Raw genomic sequence first — 798 nt, 5'->3', positions numbered from 1 at the left:
TGCCGCCGAGGTCCGCAAGCTGGCCGAGCGCAGCCAGTCGGCCGCCGCCGAGATCAGCGGCATGTCGTCGGATACGGTGGGCGCTGCCACCCAGGCGGGTGACATGCTGGTGAAGCTGGTGCCCGATATTCGTCGCACCGCCGAATTGGTCGCCGAGATCAGCGCCGCCTGCCGCGAGCAGGATATCGGCGCGGTCCAGATCAACGAGGCGATCCAGCAGCTCGACAAGGTGACGCAGCAGAACGCCTCGGCGTCCGAGCAGATCTCCTCCACCTCGGAAGAGCTGGCCAGCCAGGCCGAGGAGCTTCAGGAAAGCATCGCCTACTTCCGCGTCGACCGCGGCGCACGCGGTGTCCAGCCCAAGTCGGTGGCCCGCAAGCCCGTTGCCCGCACGGCGGTGTCCAAGCCCGCCAAGCCCGCCAAATCGGCTCCGCGTGCCGGTTCGGTCGCCGATCAGCAGGCTCGGGTCCGCGGCTTCGCGCTCGACCTGACCAATGGCGGTCCGGACGGCGAGGATGCCGAGTTCGGACGCGCGGCATGACCCATGCTGGCGGGGACATCCAGGTCGTCGTCTTCGGTCTCGGGGAGGAGGAATTCGCCCTCCCCGTGACCACGGTCCGCGAAATCCTGGATCATCGCAACGCCTATCGGGTGCCGCATGCCCCCGACTGGTTTCTGGGGCTGACCGATGTGCGCGGTACGTCGGTGCCCATGGTCGACCTGCGGGTCCGGCTGGGGCTGGCGCCCGCCGAGGTGACGCTGACGACGCGAATCCTGGTCGTCGACATGCCCGGCAGC

General features: G+C 69.0%; 1 protein-coding gene and 1 pseudogene. Both read left to right on the top strand.

Annotation, left to right across the window (positions count from 1 at the left end):
• A pseudogene (locus tag SSA01S_RS18905) lies at nt 1–541 on the top strand (methyl-accepting chemotaxis protein); the annotation flags it as partial.
• Nucleotides 538–798 (top strand): chemotaxis protein CheW (locus tag SSA01S_RS18900; protein WP_174521630.1); only part of this gene is annotated, 261 nt, incomplete at its 3' end. The pseudogene SSA01S_RS18905 and the gene SSA01S_RS18900, both read left to right, overlap by 4 nt.

The sequence above is a fragment of the Sphingomonas sanguinis NBRC 13937 genome (assembly GCF_001591005.1).
Classification (GTDB): Bacteria; Pseudomonadota; Alphaproteobacteria; order Sphingomonadales; family Sphingomonadaceae; genus Sphingomonas; species Sphingomonas sanguinis.
Note: the sequence above shows the minus strand (reverse complement) of the source record. Positions and strands in the feature narration are given on the sequence as shown.